We start from the raw sequence: 17,483 nt of genomic DNA, 5'->3' as shown, positions 1-17,483 counted from the left end.
CAGGCCCTAGCGCAGCCGCCTCACCTTCAGCGCGTTGTCCGGGCGGGTCCCGGGACGGCCGTCGGGTGCGGTCAGGTCCTGCACGTGTTCCGCCGCGAGCAGGACCTCCCAGTCGCCCTCGGGCAGTTCCAGCTGCGCCAGGACCTCGTCCGGGGTCGGGAAGCCCATCTCCGCGTGCTTGTCCGGGTCCCACGAGGGCCCGCCCGCGTGGCCCGCGATCAGCAGGATCCCGCCGGGGGCCACGGCCGCGGCGGCCGTCCGCAGGATCCGCTCGCGGGGGAAGTCCCCGTACGAATGCAGGAAGCACGCGGAGACCAGGTCGAACTCCCCGGCGGGGAAGGACTCGCCGAGGTCGTGCCGCTGCCACTCGACGCGGCCGGTGAGCTCCGCCTCGCCGGCGTGCCGGGCCGCCCGCTCCAGGGCCACCCCGGAGATGTCGGTCCCGGTGACGTGCCAGCCCTGCCGGGCCAGCCACACCGCGTCGGCGCCCTCGCCGCAGCCGAGGTCCAGGGCCCGGCCGGGGGTGAGGTCCGCGACCTCGCGGACCAGGACGGCATTGGCCCGGCCGCTCCAGATGCGGTCGCTCTCGCTGTAACGGGCGTCCCAGAACTCCTCGCCCGCGGCGTGATCCTGGTGCTGGTGGTGGGACATGGTGGCCTCTTCCTGTACGGGTCTGCCGGTACGGCCGATGCTGCGGCGGTACCGCCCCGGCGGGCAAATACCGTTGCCGTTCCGGCAAAACCGTCACCAGCAGAACCCGTCAGGGCAGCCCTCAGGCCGGGGGCTCGGCGATCAGGGCCGTCGCCACGCGGCGGAATCCGATGCGGCCGTAGACACGGGCCACGTCCTCGTCCCCGGCGGAGAGGAAGACCGTACGGGCGCCCCGCTCCAGTGCCTGCGCGACCAGGGCCGCCGTGACCCCGAGGGCCAGGCCCTGCCGGCGGGCGGACGGGAGGCAGCCGACGCCCACCACCTCGGCGACGTCCCCGACCGGGTTGTACTGGCCGGAGCACAGGACCACGCCGTCCCGCACGGCCGCCGCCATGCCGGTACGGCCCGACGCGAGCATCTGCGACACCCGCGCCCGGCGCGCCCCCGCGTCGGGGTCGGCCATCGCCGCCGCCAGCTCCGCGGGGCCCGCCTCGCCCATCGCCGTGCCCGGAGCGGCGAAGGCCAGGGCCGGGACCGTCACCGCCGCCGTCAGCAGCGGGTCGTCGGCTCCGAGGAGGCGGACCTCCGGATGCGCGGGGCCCGGTACGGCGGACGGGTCGAGGACCATGAGCGGGTGTGCATGGACATGCAGCCCCGCCGCCTCCACCGCGGCCCGCAGCGAGGGGCTGGTTTCGGCCACCCACTCGAAGGCCTCGGGTACGTTCAGCTCCCGCTGCCGGGCCAGTACCCGCTCCACGTCCGCCGCGGTCGCGCCGGGGCCGCCGAGCGCGGGCCGCGCGTAGTACTGCCAGCCGTCGCCCTCCTGGACGAACAGGGTCAGCGGCCCGAAGTCCTCGGCCCGCGCCCCGCCCACCCGCGGCACCGTGTCGTAGTACCGCTCCAGCTCGGACAGCAGTGAATCGATCATGTGGTCGGTCATCCGGTCATCCAAGCAAAGCGGCAGGTCTCAGGCACCTTCTTTCAGGACGCGCGTGATCAGGGCCCGTTGCGCGTCCGACAGGTTCGGCTCCTGGCAGGACACCGTCCGCCCGTCCACCGTGATCCGGTACGAGAACCCGTCCCGGATCCGGCCCGCCGCGTGCCCCGGCGGACCTGGCCGCAGCGCGAGCTGGGCCAGTGCCTGCCACTCGGCCTCGTCCTCCAGTCCCGAGGTGTCCACCTCGACCCGGCGCTCGATGCCCGCGAAGCCGCCCGTCCGTACCACCTGAATCCGCATGCGTGGCCTTCTACCCCGCCAGCGGGACGCCCACCGCCGACCACGCCTTCTGGAGCGCCTGGTGTTCCGCGCCCCCGTTCCCGTACCGGGCGACGGCCGCGGCGGTCGACAGCCGGGCGAAGTCCGCGAAGTCCGCGTCGGAGGCCAGCTGCCCGCCCGTGAGGGTGTCGTACCAGATCTGGCCGGCCCGCTCCCAGGCCTTGCCGCCCAGCTCGGTCGCCACGATGTAGAAGGCGTGGTTGGGGATGCCGGAGTTGATGTGGACCCCGCCGTTGTCGCGCGAGGTGGTCACGTAGCCGTCCATGGTCGCCGGCTGCGGGTCCTTGCCGAGCTCGTCGTCGTCGTACGCCGTCCCCGGTGCCTTCATCGACCGCAGCGCGACCCCGGTGACGTTCGGTCCCAGCAGCCCGGATCCGATCAGCCAGTCGGCCTGGTCGGCGGTCTGCTCCAGCGAGTGCTGCTTGATCAGCGAGCCGAAGACGTCCGACATCGACTCGTTCAAGGCGCCCGACTGCTGGTGGTATTCCAGGTTCGCCGAGTACTGGGTGACCCCGTGGGTCAGCTCGTGCCCGATGACGTCCACCGACACCGTGAAGTCGAGGAAGAGGTCCCCGTCCCCGTCGCCGAAGACCATCTGCTGCCCGTCCCAGAAGGCGTTGTTGTAGTCCTCGTCGTAGTGGACGGTCGCGTCCAGCGCCAGCCCGGCGTCGTCGATCGAGCGCCGCCCGAAGCCCTGCAGGAACAGTTCGAAGGTGGCCCCGAGCCCCGCGTACGCACGGTTGACGGTGGCGTCCTTGCCCGCCGGGCCGCCCTCCGAGCGCACCTTCTTCCCGGGCAGCCGGGTGCGGTGCTGGGCGTCGTAAATGGTCCGGTCCGGTTCGTCGGAGGCGGGCGCCCCCAGCGTGGGCACGATCCCGCGGACGGCGGTGACCCTGCGCCGGGTGCGCAGCATGGAGTCGCGTTCCAGCGTGCGCTGTGCGAGATCGGCGCGCCGCGAGTCGGCGGACCGGGCGGCCTTGTCGAGCAGGTGGGGCGGCACGACGGTGCAGAAGACGGGGTGGCGGTGGTGAGCGTGGGAGGCATCCATGCCCGGCAATGTGGCAGTGGGTCATCGTCGTGTCACTACCTGCGACCATGATTCATTCACTTGTCTGAAATCCGTGGCGCCCGGTTGACGGATCGGCCTGACTCGGGGGGATGGGGAGAGGCGTAGCTCACATTAGGTACAAATCGGACAGGCGGGTCTTGCATACTGAAACAGGTCCTCGCTTTACGGCGCGGCTCGGCTAGGCTCGGCCCATCATGCGTATCGGGCTGCTTCTCCTTAGCTGCCGCGGCGAGGGTCTGTAGTCGTAGGCCGACCCCCTCCCCGCGGAGTTTGGTGTTGCGGTTTTGCGACCGTTGTCGGCCGTCCCAGCGAACTACACGCGGACACGCGAGGAGCCCAACGCCATGAGTCAGCACACTTTTGTCGGTCGCCCCACGCCCATCACCAACGCGACCCACACCCAGAAGCCCTCCGGGATGCCCATCCACAAGTACGGCCAGTACGAGCAGGTGGACATCCCCGACCGCACCTGGCCGGACGCCCGCGTCACCAAGGCTCCCCGCTGGCTGTCCACCGACCTGCGTGACGGCAACCAGTCGCTGATCGACCCGATGACCCCCGCCCGCAAGCGCGAGATGTTCGACCTGCTGGTGCGCATGGGCTACAAGGAGATCGAGGTCGGCTTCCCGTCCTCAGGCGAGACGGACTTCGCCTTCGTCCGCTCCATCATCGAAGAGGGCGCGATCCCGGACGACGTCACCATCTCCGTACTGACCCAGGCCCGCGAGGACCTGATCGAGCGGACCGTGGAGTCCCTGGTCGGCGCCAAGCGCGCCACCGTGCACCTGTACAACGCGACCGCCCCGACCTTCCGCCGGGTCGTCTTCCGCGGCTCCAAGGAGCAGATCAAGCAGATCGCCGTCGACGGCACCCGCCTGGTCATGGAGTACGCCGAGAAGCTGCTGGGCCCCGAGACCGTCTTCGGCTACCAGTACAGCCCGGAGATCTTCACCGACACCGAGCTGGACTTCGCCCTGGAGGTCTGCGAGGCCGTCTGCGACGTCTGGCAGCCGTCCGAGGGCCGCGAGATCATCCTGAACCTGCCCGCGACCGTGGAGCGCTCGACGCCGTCCACGCACGCGGACCGCTTCGAGTGGATGGCCCGCAACCTGACCCGCCGCGAGCACATCTGCATCTCCGTGCACCCGCACAACGACCGCGGCACCGCCGTCGCCGCCGCCGAGCTGGCCCTGATGGCCGGCGCCGACCGCATCGAGGGCTGCCTGTTCGGCCAGGGAGAGCGCACCGGCAACGTCGACCTGATCACCCTGGGCATGAACCTGTTCTCCCAGGGCATCGACCCGCAGATCGACTTCTCGCAGATCGACGAGATCCGTCGCACCAGCGAGTACTGCAACCAGATGGAGGTCCACCCGCGCCACCCCTACGCGGGCGACCTGGTCTACACCGCCTTCTCCGGCTCCCACCAGGACGCCATCAAGAAGGGCTTCGACGCCATGGAGGCCGACGCGGCCGCCCAGGGCCCGGGCGTCACCGTCGACGACATCGAGTGGGCCGTCCCGTACCTGCCCATCGACCCGAAGGACGTCGGCCGCTCCTACGAGGCCGTCATCCGGGTCAACTCGCAGTCCGGCAAGGGCGGCATCGCGTACGTCCTGAAGAACGACCACAAGCTGGACCTGCCGCGCCGCATGCAGATCGAGTTCTCGCGGATCATCCAGGCCAAGACCGACTCCGAGGGCGGCGAGGTCACCCCGAAGGCGATCTGGGACGTCTTCTCCGACGAGTACCTGCCCAACCCCGAGAACCCGTGGGGACGCATCCAGCTGCGCTCGGGCTCGACCGCCACCGACAAGGACGGCACGGACACGCTGACCGTCGAGGCGGTCGTCGACGGCGTCGAGACGGTCCTGACCGGCACCGGCAACGGCCCGATCTCGGCCTTCTTCGACGCGCTGGCCGGCATCGGCGTCGACGCCCGCCTGCTGGACTACACCGAGCACACCATGAGCGAGGGCGCCTCCGCCGTGGCCGCCTCGTACATCGAGTGCGCGATCGACGGCCGCGTCCTGTGGGGCATCGGCACCGACGCCAACACCACCCGCGCCTCCCTGAAGGCGGTCATCTCCGCCGTCAACCGCGCGGGCCGCTGACCCGCTCGTACGTGAACCCCGTCCCTCCACCCGGAGGGGCGGGGTTCCGCCGTTTCCCGGCGCCTCACCGGGCCAGGTAGCCGCCGTCCACCGGCAGGACCACGCCCGTCACGAACGAAGCCGCGTCGGACGCCAGGAAGGCGATGACCCGGGCGACCTCCTCCGGCTCGCCGAGCCGGCCCATCGGGTGGGCCCCCGCCATCTCCTCGAGGTACTCCGGCCCTCCCGGCTCGTCCTTCAGCGCCAGCACCCGCTCCGTACGGATGGTCCCCGGGGCCACCGCGTTGACCCGGATCCCGCGCGCCGCCCACTCCACCGCGAGGTGCTTGGTCAGCCCCGACGCCACGAACTTCGCCGGCCCGTACGCCGCCTGCCGGGCCTGCCCGGCCACCCCCGAGATCGAGGACACGCAGACCAGCGCCCCGCCGGGCCGCGGCTGCGCGGTCATCGCCTCGATGGCGTACTTGCAGGTCAGGAACATCCCCCGGCCGTCGACGGCCATGACGTGGTCCCAGTCGTCAGGACTGGTCTCCCGTACATCCGAAAGGGGGAGCACCCCGGCGTTCGCCACGGCGACGTCAAGGCGCCCGTAGGCCCCGACCGCGGCGGCGATCATCGCGCGGTTGGCCTCCGGATCGGCGACGTCACCGGCGACCGCGGTGACGGCGTGCCCCTCGTCGGCCAATTCCGTGCGCAGGGCCTCGACCCCGGGGCCGTTGACGTCGGCGGCGGTCACCAGGGCACCCGAGCGGGCGAGCAGCACGGCGGTGGCCCGGCCGATCCCGCTCGCGGCACCGGTCACCAGGCAGGACTTCTGATTCATGCCGCAGACCATAGGGGGCGCTCGCGGGGGGCGCAGATCGGCCAAGTCCGGGTCCCGCGACATGTTGTCTTGTCACACGACTGACGCATCCTCACCGATGTGGCTAACATCACGCCAACCCGGCGACGTTGCCGGTGGGGCCCCGCCCGTGTCCGAGGGACCACGGGGGAGTTACGGAGGTGCGACGTGCTGCCAGTTCGGGGTGGGGACGGCCGGAAGCTGACGGTCTGGGGCATCCGTACCACCTGGAGCACCGTGGGCGACGGGGAATTCTTCTGCCCCGCCTGTGGTGGAGACCGCAACTACCGCAGGCGCACCGGGCGCCGCCGGTTCACCGTCGTCGGCGTGCCGCTGCTGCCGCGCGGCTCCGCCGGGCCCGTCGTCGAGTGCCAGGGCTGCCGCGAGCGCTTCGACACCGACGTCCTGGACCACCTCACCACCACCCGCTTCACCGCGATGCTGCGCGACGCGGTGCACACCGTGGCGCTGGCCGTGCTCGCCGCGGGCGGGACGGCCTCGCGCAGCGCGCTGGAGACCGCGGTGAGCGCCGTACGGGCCGCGGGCTTCCAGGACTGCGCGGAGGAGCAGCTGGAGTCCCTCGTGGAGGCGCTGTCCACCGACCAGGGGCGGCTCGGGCTGTACGACGTCCCGGAATGCTGCGGGGCCGCGCTGTCGATAGAGCTCCACGAGGCCCTGGAGCCGCTGGCCCCGCACCTGGCGGGCCCGGGCCGTGAGTCGATCCTGCTGCAGGGTGCCCGTATCGCGCTCGCGGACGGTCCGTACACCCCCGCGGAGCGCGAGGTGCTTTCCACCGTGGGCGCCGCGCTGCGCATCGACACGGACGAGGTGGTCCGGCTGCTGTCGGCGGTACGGGCGCCCTGAGCGCGTGAGCGCGACCGGACAGGCACTCCCCGGGGCCCGGCGGACATCCGCCGGGCCCCGGCTCGTGTACGGGCGGGCTCGCCTCCTGTACGGGCGGGCTCGCCAAAGCCGCCCGAAACGGCTCCGCCGGACGTAACGATCCGGCCTCGTGCGACCGGATTCGTACCCTCCGGGCGGCCGTACGGGCCGGGTGACGCCCGCTCGGGACACCACGCGTCCCACCCCTTGGACGGCAGGAGCGGGGACTGCTGCTTTGCGGGCCCGAAGTGCACAACGGGCCGTGGCGTGGGGAGTTGCCGCGGCGCTTCGCAACTGCGCGGTGGTCATGCATGCTTTCGGGCGGTGTTCCGCATACTCCAGCGCCGAGGTCTCCACCACTGGAGAAACCGACAGATCGAAGATCGCTGATCGTCAACAATTTGTAGACGTCGACGATATCTGTGAGGCCTCCCACAGGCGTTCAATTCCGGTCACACGACGAGACGACGCCCGTAACACAGCGGGGCTTCGATTCACGTGAACGCACTGACAACCCTGGCGGATCAACGGGTTAGCGACCCACTCCGGCCAGGGATAACCAGATCTCCTCTCACTTACCTCACCTCTTTGAAGGGCAAGGCAGAGATGGCACGTGTCGCCGCCCGGCTTTCCGTCGACGGAGAGCAGAGCACGCACCCGGTCGACGAGGTGCTCCCCCTCCCCAAGCTCGCGCTGTACGGCTTCCAGCACGTACTCGCCTTCTACGCCGGTGCGGTGATCGTTCCGATCATCGTGGGCAACGCGCTGAAGCTGAGCCCTGAGCAGCTGGTCTACCTGATCAACGCGGACCTGTTCACCTGCGGTATCGCCTCCATCATCCAGGCCTGGGGCATCGGCCGGATCGGCGCGCGGCTGCCGCTCATCCAGGGCGTGACCTTCACGGCCGTCTCCCCGATGATCGCCATCGGCCTCGGCGCGGGCGGCGGGACCGCCGCGCTGCTGGTCATCTACGGCGCGGTCATCACCGCCGGCATCGCGACCTTCGCCTTCGCCTGGCTGCCCGCCAAGGCGTTCCGGACGGTCATGCGGCTCTTCCCGCCGGTCGTCACGGGCACCGTGATCACCGTGCTGGGCATTGTCCTGATCCCGGTCGGCCTCAACGACGCGGCCGGCGGCCTCGGCAGCCCGGACTTCGGCGACCCGAAGAACTTCGCGTACGCCGGCGGCACGATGCTCTTCATCCTCGTCCTGATGAGGATCGGCAAGCCGTTCCTCTCCAGCATCTCCATCCTGCTCGGCCTGGTCGGCGGCACCGCGACCGCGTTCCTCCTCGGCGACGCGAAGTTCGGCGACGTCGGCAACTCCGCCTGGATCGGGGTCACCACCCCCTTCCACTTCGGCGTCCCGAAGTTCGAGTGGTTCCCGATCGTCCTCATGCTGATCGTCATGCTGATCACGATGGTCGAGACGACGGGTGACACGTACGCGGTCGGCGACATCGTGGGCAAGGAGGTCGACAGCGAGACCGTGGCCCGCGCCCTGCGTGCCGACGGCGCGGCGACCGCCCTCGGCGGTGTCCTGAACTCCTTCCCGTACGTGGCCTTCGCCGAGAACGTCGGCCTGGTGCGGATGACGAAGGTCAAGAGCCGGTTCGTGGTCGTCGCCGCCGGCGTCTTCATGATCATCCTGGGTCTGCTGCCCAAGGCCGCGGCGATCGTCGCCGCCGTCCCGCACGGGGTCCTCGGTGGCGCCGCGACCGTGATGTTCGGCATGGTCGCCCTGGCCGGTATCCAGACCCTGGGCAAGGTCGACCTCAAGGAGGAGAAGAACGCGCTGATCGTGGGCGTCTCCCTCGCCTTCGCCCTGCTCCCCGCGACCGTGCCCGTCTTCTTCACCAAGCACATGAACGCGGACCTGTCCTCGCTGCTCAACAGCGGTGTCACCCTCGGTGCCACGGCCGCCATCGTCCTCAACCTGATCTTCAACGGGCTGACGAAGGCCGAGGCCCCGGCTGTCCCGGCCGCCCCTGAGTCCGCCGATGCCGATGCCGACGCCGTCGCCGCCGAGGTTCCGGCCGAGCCGGAGGAGTCCGCCGCTGCTGAGCCGGTCGCCGCTGCCGAGCCGGTCGCCGCGGCGGTGCCCGCCCAGGCCGCCGCCGCCCCGGCCGGGGCGGAGAAGGCCGACGACGCGGGAACGCCGGCCCCCTGACCCTCCCAAGGGGTGATCGCCCCTCGCCCGGACTTCCCCCCGTCCGGACGAGGGGCCGTCGCCGTCCCGGAGGTGTCCCCGTACGGCCCCCCGTACAGGCGACAATGGGCGCATGAGTCTGTTCCGCGACGACGGCATCGTGCTGCGCACCCAGAAGCTGGGTGAGGCGGACCGCATCATCACGCTGCTGACCCGAGGCCACGGCCGGGTACGGGCCGTCGCCCGCGGGGTGCGGCGTACGAAGTCCAAATTCGGTGCCGGGCTGGAACCTTTCTCCCACGCCGACGTGCAGTTCTTCGCCCGCGGCAGCGAGCTGATCGGCCGCAGCCTGCCGCTCTGCACCCAGACCGAGATCATCGCCCCCTACGGCAACGGCATCGTCACCGACTACGCCCGCTACACCGCCGGCACCGCCATGCTGGAGACCGCCGAGCGCTTCACCGAGAACGAGGGCGAGCCCGCCGTACAGCAGTACCTGCTGCTCGTCGGCGCCCTGCGCACGCTCTCGCGGGGCGAACACGAACCGCACCTCATCCTCGACGCCTTCCTGCTGCGCTCCCTCGCCGTCAACGGCTACGCGCCCAGCTTCGAGGACTGCGCGAAGTGCGGGATCCACGGTCCCAACCGGCATTTCTCCGTCGCCGCGGGCGGGGTGATATGCGGGGACTGCCGTGTGCCCGGCAGCGTCGTACCCTCGTCGGAGGCCATCGCCCTCCTCAGCGCGCTGCTGACGGGCGACTGGGGGCATGCCGACGCGTGCGAGGCGCGTCACGTGCGGGAGGGCAGCGGGCTGGTCTCGGCCTATTTGCACTGGCATCTGGAGCGCGGGCTACGCTCCCTGCGATACGTCGAGAAATAGGAGCTGGGCACATGGCACGACGCGGGATTCTGGGACGCTCTCGCCGCGAGTACAAGGTTCCCGAGCCGCACCCGTCCGGTGCGGTCCCGCCGAAGATCCCCGGCGAGCTGGTCCCGAACCACGTGGCCATCGTCATGGATGGCAACGGCCGCTGGGCCAAGGAGCGCGGCCTGCCGCGCACGGAGGGCCACAAGGTCGGCGAGGGCGTCGTCCTCGACGTGCTCAAGGGCTGCCTGGAGATGGGCGTCAAGAACCTCTCCCTCTACGCCTTCTCGACGGAGAACTGGAAGCGCTCGCCCGACGAGGTGCGCTTCCTCATGAACTTCAACCGCGATGTCATCCGGCGCCGCCGCGACGAGATGAACGAGCTGGGCATCCGCATCCGCTGGGTCGGCCGCATGCCGAAGATGTGGAAGTCGGTCGTCCAGGAGCTCCAGGTCGCCCAGGAGCAGACCGTCGACAACGACGCGATGACCCTGTACTTCTGCGTCAACTACGGCGGCCGCGCGGAGATCGCGGACGCGGCGCAGGCCATCGCCCGCGATGTCGCCGCCGGGAAGCTGGACCCGTCGAAGGTGAACGAGAAGACCTTCGCGAAGTACATCTACTACCCGGACATGCCGGACGTGGACCTGTTCCTGCGCCCGAGCGGCGAGCAGCGGACCTCCAACTACCTGATCTGGCAGAGCGCCTACGCCGAGATGGTCTACCAGGACGTGCTGTGGCCGGACTTCGACCGCCGCGACCTGTGGCGGGCCTGCCTGGAGTACGCCCAGCGCGACCGCCGCTTCGGCGGGGCCGTCCCGAACCAGCCCGACGCCCCCACCGGCTGACGGGCGGCCGCGCGTCCCGGCGATAGGCTCCGCTGTCATGGACATGGATATGGACATGAACGCGCAGGCGGCCCGGCAGGACGGGCAGGCGGTCGAGCTCGTCTACCGGACGACCAAGGCGGACCTCGCGCAGGCGCTGCGCGTCCGGGACGCGCGCACGGCCCAGGGGCGCCGTCGGCGGGGGATGTTCGTCTTCGCCGGGACGCTGTTGCTGGGGCTCGGCCTGCTGGCGCTGGTGGATGCGCAGAGCGCGGCGGGGAGACCGGCGGGCCTCCTCGTCGGCGGGACGGTGCTGTGGGCCTTCGTGCTGTTCGGCCCGCGGCTCCAGGCGCGCGCCTTCGGCGGACTGCTGGAGAAGGCGGGGGAGGCCCGTACCGTCGTGGACGCGGCCGGAGTCGAGGTGACGACGGCCGCCTCCCGGACGCGAATCGGCTGGGCGGCGCAGCCGAGGTACGCGGAGACGGCCGAGGCGTTCGTCATGCTCAGTGACGACAAGGGGGCGGTGGCCATGACGGTCCTGCCCAAGCGGGGTGTCCAGGACCCGGCCGACGTCGACCGCCTGCGGGCGATCCTCGACCGGAACCTGAAGCGACTCTAGGAGGCGGCGGCCGCGCACTCCGCGCAGGTGCCGAAGATCTCCACCGTGTGGGCCACGTTCACGTAGCCGTGCTCGGCCGCGATGGACTCCGCCCACTTCTCCACGGCCGGGCCCTCCACCTCCACCGCCTTGCCGCACTTGCGGCAGACCAGGTGGTGGTGGTGGTCCCCGGTCGAGCAGCGCCGGTAGACGGACTCGCCGTCGCTCGTGCGCAGCACGTCGACCTCGCCGGCGTCCGCGAGCGACTGGAGGGTGCGGTAGACGGTGGTCAGGCCCACGGAGTCGCCACGGTGCTTGAGCATGTCGTGGAGCTCCTGGGCGCTGCGGAACTCGTCCACCTCGTCCAGGGCCGCCGCCACGGCGGCGCGCTGCCGGGTGGATCGTCCTCGTACTGGCGCGGTATTCGTCTCGCCAGGCGCAGTCGCCACCGGTTCCTCCTCGTATCGGCCTGCCGCCATTGTGCCAGGCGGCCGGTCCGGTCAGACCTTCACATCGTCCCGCGTACAGACCTCTTCGGCGGCGATCCGGGCCGCTTTCGCCCGGCGCCTGGCCAGTGGCGTCGACACGGCCGCCATCACCGTGAAGACGGCGATGGCGAGCAGCACGATCGTCGCCCCCGAGGGCGCGTCGAGGTAGTACGTGGCGGTCACGCCCGTCAGGGAGACCACCACGCCGATCGCCATCGCGAGGGACAGGGTCGCGACGAACCCGCGGGTCACGCGCTGGGCTGCCGCGACGGGGATCACCATCATCGCGCTGACCAGCAGCAGGCCCACGATGCGCATGGCCACCGTGACGGTGACGGCGGCCGTGACGGCCATCAGGAGGTTCAGTGCGCGTACCGGCAGGCCGGTGACCCGGGCGAACTCCTCGTCCTGGCTGATGGCGAACAGCTGGCGGCGCAGTCCGATGGTGACGGTGATGACGAAGGCGGCGAGGATCACCGCAGCCGTGACGTCCTGCGGCGCGACGGTGGCGATGCCGCCGAAGAGGTAGCTGCTCAGGTTGGCGGTGGAGCCGCCGGCCATGTTGATGATCAAGACACCGCCGGCCAGGCCGCCGTAGAAGAGCATGGCGAGCGCGATGTCGCCGCTGGTCTTGCCGCGGGAGCGGATGAGCTCCATGCCCACCGCGCCGACGACGGCGACCAGGGTGGCCATCCACACCGGGCTGGTGTTGAGCAGGAAGCCGAGGGCGACACCGGTCATGGCCACGTGGCCGATGCCGTCGCCCATGACGGCCTGGCGGCGCTGGACGAGGTACGTACCGATCGCGGGCGCCGTGATCCCGACGAGGAAGGCCGCGATCAGGGCCCGCTGCATGAAGGCGTAGTCGAGGAGGTCCATCAGCTCAGCAGTCCGCTCCGCAGGGGCTCGGCGTCGTGCGCCGCGTGGGGGTGTACGTGGTCGTGGCCGGGCAGGGCGTGCTGGCCGACGGCCTCCGGGGGCGGGCCGTCGTGGACCACGCAGCCGTCGCGCAGGACGACGGCGCGCTCGATCAGCGGCTCCAGCGGGCCCAGCTCGTGCAGGACGAGGAGGACGGTGGAGCCGGCGGCGACCTGCTCGCGCAGGGCGTTCGCGAGGACCTCCTGGTTGCCGAGGTCTACGCCGGCCATCGGCTCGTCCATGATCAGGAGTTCCGGCTCGACGGCGAGCGCCCGGGCGATCAGGACGCGCTGGTGCTGGCCGCCGGAAAGGGCGTTGACGGAGGCGTCGCCGTGCGTGTCCATGTCCACGAGGGCTAGGGCGCGCTCCACGGCGGCCTTGTCGGCCTTGCGCAGGATGCCGAAGCGGGTACGGGCCAGCCGGCCGGAGGAAACGACCTCGCGGACGGTGGCGGGGACGCCGCTGGCGGCGGTGGTGCGCTGCGGGACGTATCCGATGCGCGACCAGTCCTTGAAGCGCTTGAAGTCCGTTCCGAAGAGGGACAGGGCGCCGTCGGTGAGCGGGACCTGGCCGACGACGGCGCGCACGGCCGTGGACTTGCCGGAGCCGTTCGCGCCGAGCAGCGCGACGACCTCGCCGCGGTGGACGGTGAGGTCGATCCCGCGCAGCACGGGGCGCGAGCCGAGCGAGGCCGTGGCCCCGCGCAGGGATATGACGGCCTGGTCATCTGCCTGTCGGGGCGTGGACTGCATGGCTCGCGCCTCCGTTGCTGCTGCTGTCATCACTTGCTACCGAGTGCCTTCTGGAGGTTCTTCAGGTTGGACCGCATGACCTCGAAGTAGTCAGCGCCCTGGGACTTGGCGGTGATTCCCTCGAGCGGGTCGAGGACGTCGGTCGTCAGGCCGGTGTCCGTCGCGAGGGTCTTGGCCGTCTTGTCGCTGGCCAGGGTCTCGAAGAACACGGTGGTGACATTCTCCTTCTTCGCGATCTCCTGGATCTCCTTGACCCGGGCCGGGCTCGGCTCGGCCTCGGGGTCGACGCCGGAGATGCCCTCCTGGTCCAGGCCGTAGCGCTCGGCGAGGTAGCCGAAGGCGGAGTGGGTGGTGATGAAGGTCCTGGTGGCCGTGTCCTTCAGGCCGTCCTTGAACTCGGTGTCGAGCCCGGTCAGCCTGCCCACCAGCGCGTCGGTGTTCTTCTTGTAGTCGGCTGCGTGGCCGGGGTCGGCCTTCTCCAGGGCCGCGCCGACGCCCTTGGCGACCTCCGCGTACTTGGCGGGGTCGAGCCAGATGTGCGGGTCCGCGCCGGCCTCGCCGTGGCTGTGGTCGTGACCCGCCTCGCCCGCCTCGCCCTCGTGGTCGTGGCCGGACGCGGCGTGGACTTCGAGCGTGGTCAGGGTCGCGGCGTCGACGACGTTCTTCACGCCGGACTGGACGATTGCCTTGTCGACGGCGGGCTGGAGGGACTTGACGTAGAGGATCACGTCGGCCTCGCCCATCCGGCCGGTCTGCCTCGGGGTGATCTCCAGGTCGTGCGGTTCGACACCCGGCTTGGTCAGGGTGTCGACCTTCACGTGGTCCTTGCCGATCTGCTCGGCGAGGAACTGCATCGGGTAGAACGACGCCGTCACGGCGAGCTTGCCGTCCTTGCTGCCCGCGGCACTCGCTCCGGAACAGGCGGTGAGGGCCGTGGCGCCGAGGGCGACGGCTCCGGCGAGGGCGGCAGCGGGTATGAGGCGTCGTACGTTCATGACATCCATTTTCATCAAAGATGGAAACGATTGTCAAAAACCCAGGTGGAGGGCCCAGGGCCCGGGCTGCGGAAGGGGAACCGACTTGAAAGCGGGGGTGCGGGCGCCGGTAACCTAAAGACTTCGCCGTTCGTCCTCGTAATGAAGAGAGCACCGTGGCCGCCGACAAGATCGACACCATCGTCAGCCTGAGCAAGCGCCGTGGCTTCGTTTTCCCGTGCAGTGACATCTACGGCGGTTCCAGGGCTGCCTGGGACTACGGTCCGCTGGGTGTCGAGCTCAAGGAGAACATCAAGCGCCAGTGGTGGAAGGCGATGGTCACCGGGCGTGAGGACATCGTCGGCCTCGACTCGTCCGTGATCCTGGCCCCCGAGGTCTGGGTGGCCTCCGGCCACGTCGCCACCTTCTCGGACCCGCTGACCGAGTGCACCGCCTGTCACAAGCGCCACCGCGCGGACCACCTTGAAGAGGCGTACGAGGCCAAGCACGGCCGTCTGCCCGAGAACGGCCTCGCCGACATCAACTGCCCCCACTGCGGTGTGAAGGGCCAGTTCACCGAGCCCAAGCAGTTCTCCGGCATGCTGGAGACCCACCTCGGCCCGAGCCAGGACACCGCCTCCAAGGCGTACCTGCGCCCCGAGACCGCCCAGGGCATCTTCACCAACTTCGCCATGGTGCAGACCACCTCGCGCAAGAAGCCCCCGTTCGGCATCGCGCAGATGGGCAAGTCCTTCCGGAACGAGATCACTCCGGGCAACTTCATCTTCCGCACGCGCGAGTTCGAGCAGATGGAGATGGAGTTCTTCGTCAAGCCGGGCGAGGACGAGCAGTGGCAGGAGTACTGGATGGCCGAGCGGTGGAACTGGTACCGCGACCTCGGCATCCGCGAGGAGAACATCCGCTGGTACGAGCACCCGAAGGAGAAGCTGTCCCACTACTCGAAGCGCACCGCCGACATCGAGTACCGCTTCAACTTCGGCGGCAACGAGTTCTCCGAGCTCGAAGGCGTGGCCAACCGCACCGACTTCGACCTCAAGGCCCACTCCGCCGCCTCCGGCCAGGACCTCACCTACTTCGACCAGGAGGCCGGTGAGCGCTACACCCCGTACGTCATCGAGCCGGCGGCCGGTGTGAACCGCGCCATGCTCGCCTTCATGCTCGACGCGTACATCGAGGACGAGGCCCCCAACGCCAAGGGCGTCATGGAGAAGCGCACCGTGATGCGCCTCGACCCGCGCCTGGCTCCGATCAAGGTCGCCGTCCTGCCGCTGTCCCGCAACCCGCAGCTGTCGCCGAAGGCCAAGGGCCTCGCCGCCGACCTGCGCAAGAACTGGAACATCGAGTTCGACGACGCGGGCGCCATCGGCCGCCGTTACCGCCGCCAGGACGAGATCGGTACGCCGTTCTGCGTCACCGTCGACTTCGACACCCTGGACGACAACGCGGTGACCGTGCGCGAGCGCGACACCATGAAGCAGGAGCGCGTCTCCCTGGACCAGATCCAGAGCTACCTCGGCAGCCGCCTGCTCGGCTGCTAGGTTCCGCCGCTCGGAAGGCCGGTGGCCCGGTGCGCTCGTTGCGCACCGGGCCACCGGTCTTTGCGTGTGCTCCGTCTCAGGCGGCCGAGGCCTCGGCCGCCGCCGCGGCGGCAGCGCGGCGCTCGCCCTCCGCCTGGGACCGCTTGCCGTACAGGGCGGTCCACACGCCCAGAGCGCCGAGCACCCCGTAGATCATGATCGGGCTGAGGGTCACCATGGTCTTGGTGCTCAGCACGTACGCCAGGGCGATGCGGACTACAGCCTCGGTGACGTACGCGACGCCCCAGACCAGGGTCATCCGGGTCAGCGTGGTCCGGAAGCCCTCGTACTGCCACAGGCCGTTCCACCAGGCCGTGCTCTCCGGGGTGCCGTCGGTGGCGAACTTACGGCTGAAGTAGAACATCAACGGGCGCGGTGCGAGCAGCGTGGCCAGGCAGAGCAGCCCGAACAGCCCGGTCACGCCCGAGTCCTTGATGAGCAGGGCGCGGGCCGAGTGCGCGCCGATCAGCGAGACGACGGCCGTGATCACGATGAACACCAGGGTGACGATGGCGAACTCGTCGAGCTTGCGCCGCCAGGCCACGCTGATGGCGGTGTCGAGCACCGGCCAGGCGCTGCTGAGGAGGAGCGCCGAGAACTCGCTCCAGCCGTGGTCGTCGACGAGGGTGTTGTACGTGATGATCGGCGCCACGACATTGAGGCCGATGGTCAGGATCCAGCCGAGGGCGGTTGCGGCTCCCGAGCGGGCGGGAGGTGCGGGTCGTGCTACTTGGGCGGACAAGGTTCCCCCTGGAACGTGCCTGATGAGTGCGTAAGGGGACCGTAAGGACATCGGGGTGGCATGTACAAGGCGAACACGCCCAAAATGATCATCAAGCTGTCCGGACTGAAGGATTCCGGATGAGCCGGGCCGGGCTGCGCGTCAGGCGCGCAGACCCCGGACGACCAGCGCGGTGACCGCTTCGAACTCCGTGAAGATCGTGGGCGAGAGCCAGTCGGCCGCGTACTGCGGGTCGTGAAAGCGGCCGGTGGCGTCGAAGACCGCGCGGGCGGCGGCCGGTACGTCCTCGGCGGCGAGCGTGCCCGCCGCGACGCCCTCGGCGATGATCCGGGCCAGCTGGCCGATCAGCTCGGCCAGGTGGGTCTCCACGATCCCGCTGTTCTCGGCGAGCAGCACGGTGTAGGTGGCGAACAGCTCCGGATCGTCACCGGCCTTGTGGCGCTTGGCCTCGAACAGCGCCTCCAGCCACGCCTCCAGCTTGGAAGGGGCACTCTCGGCGGGCGCCGCGGTGATTGCCTCCAGCATGACGACGCTCTTGGCGAGCCAGCGGTCCGTGACGGCCTCGCGCAGCGCCGCCTTCGACGGGAAGTGCCGGTACACGCTGCCGTGGCTGACGCCCAGCGCGCGGGCCACGTCCACCACGGTCGCCTTGGTCGGGCCGAAGCGGCGCAGTACCTCCTCGGTGGTTTCGAGGATGCGCTCGGGTGTCAGGGGCTCGGCAGCTGCGGGGGACATGGGAC

At 70.3% G+C, this 17,483-nt stretch carries 18 protein-coding genes; 7 read left to right on the top strand and 11 right to left on the bottom strand.

Annotated features, from left to right (window positions below; all coding sequences use genetic code 11):
• Positions 1-6: 6 nt before the first annotated feature.
• The 4 genes from OG737_RS08875 to OG737_RS08860 form a co-directional block, all read right to left on the bottom strand.
• Complete coding sequence (locus tag OG737_RS08875) at positions 7-651, bottom strand: class I SAM-dependent methyltransferase (protein WP_328925658.1); 645 nt, start codon at positions 649-651, stop codon at positions 7-9.
• A 121-nt stretch (positions 652-772) separates the two neighbouring features.
• Positions 773-1,591, bottom strand: coding sequence for a GNAT family N-acetyltransferase (locus OG737_RS08870; RefSeq protein WP_328925657.1), 819 nt, complete (start codon positions 1,589-1,591; stop codon positions 773-775).
• A 27-nt stretch (positions 1,592-1,618) separates the two neighbouring features.
• Entirely contained in the window at positions 1,619-1,888 is a 270-nt protein-coding gene (locus OG737_RS08865) for a protealysin inhibitor emfourin (RefSeq protein ID WP_328925656.1), read from the bottom strand.
• 10 nt (positions 1,889-1,898) lie between these two features.
• Positions 1,899-2,975 (bottom strand): M4 family metallopeptidase, encoded by a 1,077-nt coding sequence (locus OG737_RS08860; RefSeq protein WP_328925655.1) that lies wholly within the window; start codon positions 2,973-2,975, stop codon positions 1,899-1,901.
• Between the two features lie 365 nt (positions 2,976-3,340).
• Between OG737_RS08860 and leuA the strand changes: the two genes are divergently transcribed.
• Positions 3,341-5,110 (top strand): 2-isopropylmalate synthase, encoded by a 1,770-nt coding sequence (gene leuA, locus OG737_RS08855; RefSeq protein WP_328925654.1) that lies wholly within the window; start codon positions 3,341-3,343, stop codon positions 5,108-5,110.
• Between the two features lie 64 nt (positions 5,111-5,174).
• On the opposite strand, the gene OG737_RS08850 is transcribed toward leuA, so the two are convergent.
• Entirely contained in the window at positions 5,175-5,933 is a 759-nt protein-coding gene (locus OG737_RS08850) for an SDR family NAD(P)-dependent oxidoreductase (protein ID WP_328925653.1), read from the bottom strand.
• A 186-nt stretch (positions 5,934-6,119) separates the two neighbouring features.
• On the opposite strand from OG737_RS08850, the gene OG737_RS08845 reads away from it, so the two are divergent.
• The 5 genes from OG737_RS08845 (at position 6,120) to OG737_RS08825 (ending at position 11,292) form a co-directional block, all read left to right on the top strand.
• Entirely contained in the window at positions 6,120-6,815 is a 696-nt protein-coding gene (locus OG737_RS08845; protein WP_405679970.1) for a TerB family tellurite resistance protein, read from the top strand.
• A 624-nt stretch (positions 6,816-7,439) separates the two neighbouring features.
• Positions 7,440-9,002: a nucleobase:cation symporter-2 family protein gene (locus OG737_RS08840; RefSeq protein WP_328925651.1), complete on the top strand. Its 1,563-nt coding sequence runs from the start codon at positions 7,440-7,442 to the stop codon at positions 9,000-9,002.
• 112 nt (positions 9,003-9,114) lie between these two features.
• Complete coding sequence (gene recO / locus OG737_RS08835; protein WP_030009060.1) at positions 9,115-9,861, top strand: DNA repair protein RecO; 747 nt, start codon at positions 9,115-9,117, stop codon at positions 9,859-9,861.
• Positions 9,862-9,872: 11 nt separating this feature from the next.
• Entirely contained in the window at positions 9,873-10,694 is an 822-nt protein-coding gene (locus tag OG737_RS08830) for an isoprenyl transferase (protein WP_328925650.1), read from the top strand.
• A 37-nt stretch (positions 10,695-10,731) separates the two neighbouring features.
• Complete coding sequence (locus OG737_RS08825) at positions 10,732-11,292, top strand: YcxB family protein (protein ID WP_328925649.1); 561 nt, start codon at positions 10,732-10,734, stop codon at positions 11,290-11,292.
• On the opposite strand, the gene OG737_RS08820 is transcribed toward OG737_RS08825, so the two are convergent.
• The 4 genes from OG737_RS08820 to OG737_RS08805 are packed head-to-tail and all read right to left on the bottom strand — an operon-like array spanning position 11,289 to position 14,424.
• Entirely contained in the window at positions 11,289-11,720 is a 432-nt protein-coding gene (locus OG737_RS08820; RefSeq protein ID WP_328925648.1) for a transcriptional repressor, read from the bottom strand. The genes OG737_RS08825 and OG737_RS08820 overlap by 4 nt on opposite strands.
• Before the next feature lie 51 nt (positions 11,721-11,771).
• A complete protein-coding gene (locus OG737_RS08815; RefSeq protein ID WP_328925647.1) occupies positions 11,772-12,638 on the bottom strand; it encodes a metal ABC transporter permease in 867 nt (288 codons plus the stop codon).
• Positions 12,638-13,429, bottom strand: coding sequence for a metal ABC transporter ATP-binding protein (locus OG737_RS08810; RefSeq protein ID WP_328925646.1), 792 nt, complete (start codon positions 13,427-13,429; stop codon positions 12,638-12,640). The genes OG737_RS08815 and OG737_RS08810 overlap by 1 nt, the downstream gene beginning before the upstream one ends.
• Before the next feature lie 29 nt (positions 13,430-13,458).
• The gene (locus OG737_RS08805) at positions 13,459-14,424 is read right to left on the bottom strand and encodes a metal ABC transporter substrate-binding protein (protein ID WP_328925645.1); all 966 of its coding nucleotides are present in this window, start codon (positions 14,422-14,424) and stop codon (positions 13,459-13,461) included.
• Between the two features lie 155 nt (positions 14,425-14,579).
• On the opposite strand from OG737_RS08805, the gene OG737_RS08800 reads away from it, so the two are divergent.
• Positions 14,580-15,962 carry a glycine--tRNA ligase gene (locus tag OG737_RS08800; protein WP_328925644.1) on the top strand — a complete coding sequence of 461 codons (1,383 nt, stop codon included), beginning with the start codon at positions 14,580-14,582 and terminating at the stop codon, positions 15,960-15,962.
• A gap of 76 nt (positions 15,963-16,038) precedes the next feature.
• On the opposite strand, the gene OG737_RS08795 is transcribed toward OG737_RS08800, so the two are convergent.
• Both OG737_RS08795 and OG737_RS08790 read right to left on the bottom strand, forming a co-directional pair.
• Positions 16,039-16,743 carry a VC0807 family protein gene (locus tag OG737_RS08795; protein WP_328925643.1) on the bottom strand — a complete coding sequence of 235 codons (705 nt, stop codon included), beginning with the start codon at positions 16,741-16,743 and terminating at the stop codon, positions 16,039-16,041.
• A gap of 141 nt (positions 16,744-16,884) precedes the next feature.
• Positions 16,885-17,478, bottom strand: a complete 594-nt coding sequence (locus OG737_RS08790) for a TetR family transcriptional regulator (RefSeq protein WP_328925642.1) — start codon at positions 17,476-17,478, stop codon at positions 16,885-16,887.
• Positions 17,479-17,483: the final 5 nt, after the last annotated feature.

Origin of the sequence: Streptomyces sp. NBC_00122, assembly GCF_045160845.1 — a bacterium.
Lineage (GTDB): Bacteria > Actinomycetota > Actinomycetes > Streptomycetales > Streptomycetaceae > Streptomyces.
Note: the sequence above shows the minus strand (reverse complement) of the source record. Positions and strands in the feature narration are given on the sequence as shown.

What these genes read in the sequence shown, in the direction of transcription:
- OG737_RS08865 (WP_328925656.1), bottom strand. Translation starts at nt 1,888, where the DNA reads ATGCGGATTCAGGTGGTACGGACGGGCGGCTTCGCGGGCATCGAGCGC.
- OG737_RS08825 (WP_328925649.1), top strand. Translation starts at nt 10,732, where the DNA reads ATGGACATGGATATGGACATGAACGCGCAGGCGGCCCGGCAGGACGGG.
- leuA (WP_328925654.1), top strand. Translation starts at nt 3,341, where the DNA reads ATGAGTCAGCACACTTTTGTCGGTCGCCCCACGCCCATCACCAACGCG.
- OG737_RS08815 (WP_328925647.1), bottom strand. Translation starts at nt 12,638, where the DNA reads ATGGACCTCCTCGACTACGCCTTCATGCAGCGGGCCCTGATCGCGGCC.
- recO (WP_030009060.1), top strand. Translation starts at nt 9,115, where the DNA reads ATGAGTCTGTTCCGCGACGACGGCATCGTGCTGCGCACCCAGAAGCTG.
- OG737_RS08810 (WP_328925646.1), bottom strand. Translation starts at nt 13,429, where the DNA reads ATGCAGTCCACGCCCCGACAGGCAGATGACCAGGCCGTCATATCCCTG.
- OG737_RS08870 (WP_328925657.1), bottom strand. Translation starts at nt 1,591, where the DNA reads ATGACCGACCACATGATCGATTCACTGCTGTCCGAGCTGGAGCGGTAC.
- OG737_RS08850 (WP_328925653.1), bottom strand. Translation starts at nt 5,933, where the DNA reads ATGAATCAGAAGTCCTGCCTGGTGACCGGTGCCGCGAGCGGGATCGGC.
- OG737_RS08875 (WP_328925658.1), bottom strand. Translation starts at nt 651, where the DNA reads ATGTCCCACCACCAGCACCAGGATCACGCCGCGGGCGAGGAGTTCTGG.
- OG737_RS08790 (WP_328925642.1), bottom strand. Translation starts at nt 17,478, where the DNA reads ATGTCCCCCGCAGCTGCCGAGCCCCTGACACCCGAGCGCATCCTCGAA.
- OG737_RS08840 (WP_328925651.1), top strand. Translation starts at nt 7,440, where the DNA reads ATGGCACGTGTCGCCGCCCGGCTTTCCGTCGACGGAGAGCAGAGCACG.
- OG737_RS08860 (WP_328925655.1), bottom strand. Translation starts at nt 2,975, where the DNA reads ATGGATGCCTCCCACGCTCACCACCGCCACCCCGTCTTCTGCACCGTC.
- OG737_RS08805 (WP_328925645.1), bottom strand. Translation starts at nt 14,424, where the DNA reads ATGAACGTACGACGCCTCATACCCGCTGCCGCCCTCGCCGGAGCCGTC.
- OG737_RS08830 (WP_328925650.1), top strand. Translation starts at nt 9,873, where the DNA reads ATGGCACGACGCGGGATTCTGGGACGCTCTCGCCGCGAGTACAAGGTT.